This window comes from Anaerobacillus alkaliphilus, assembly GCF_004116265.1.
GTDB classification, from domain to species: domain Bacteria; phylum Bacillota; class Bacilli; order Bacillales; family Anaerobacillaceae; genus Anaerobacillus; species Anaerobacillus alkaliphilus.
This window is the reverse complement of the sequence record NZ_QOUX01000003.1, coordinates 1-929: the sequence shown is the minus strand read 5'-3', so window position 1 is coordinate 929 and position 929 is coordinate 1. Positions and strand designations below refer to the sequence as shown.

Annotated in this window: 1 rRNA gene; it reads right to left on the bottom strand. The window is 52.7% G+C overall.

Annotation, left to right across the window (positions count from 1 at the left end):
• Positions 1-34: 34 nt before the first annotated feature.
• Positions 35-929 (bottom strand): 16S ribosomal RNA (locus tag DS745_RS04270); the annotation flags it as partial.

The following is a 929-nucleotide window of genomic DNA, read 5'->3' as shown; positions in this document are numbered from 1 at the left end:
AAGAAAAGCATCGACTAGAGTTTTAACTCCATAGAAAGGAGGTGATCCAGCCGCACCTTCCGATACGGCTACCTTGTTACGACTTCACCCCAATCATCTGTCCCACCTTAGGCGGCTGGCTCCAAAAGGTTACCCCACCGACTTCGGGTGTTACAAACTCTCGTGGTGTGACGGGCGGTGTGTACAAGGCCCGGGAACGTATTCACCGCGGCATGCTGATCCGCGATTACTAGCAATTCCGGCTTCATGTAGGCGAGTTGCAGCCTACAATCCGAACTGAGAATGGCTTTATGGGATTGGCTCAACCTCGCGGTTTTGCTGCCCTTTGTACCATCCATTGTAGCACGTGTGTAGCCCAGGTCATAAGGGGCATGATGATTTGACGTCATCCCCACCTTCCTCCGGTTTGTCACCGGCAGTCACCTTAGAGTGCCCAACTGAATGCTGGCAACTAAGATCAAGGGTTGCGCTCGTTGCGGGACTTAACCCAACATCTCACGACACGAGCTGACGACAACCATGCACCACCTGTCACTTTGTCCCCCGAAGGGGAAAGCCCTATCTCTAGGGTTGTCAAAGGATGTCAAGACCTGGTAAGGTTCTTCGCGTTGCTTCGAATTAAACCACATGCTCCACTGCTTGTGCGGGCCCCCGTCAATTCCTTTGAGTTTCAACCTTGCGGTCGTACTCCCCAGGCGGAGTGCTTAATGTGTTAACTTCGGCACTAAGGGCATCGAAACCCCTAACACCTAGCACTCATCGTTTACGGCGTGGACTACCAGGGTATCTAATCCTGTTTGCTCCCCACGCTTTCGCGCCTCAGCGTCAGTTACAGACCAGAGAGTCGCCTTCGCCACTGGTGTTCCTCCATATATCTACGCATTTCACCGCTACACATGGAATTCCACTCTCCTCTTCTGCACTCAAGT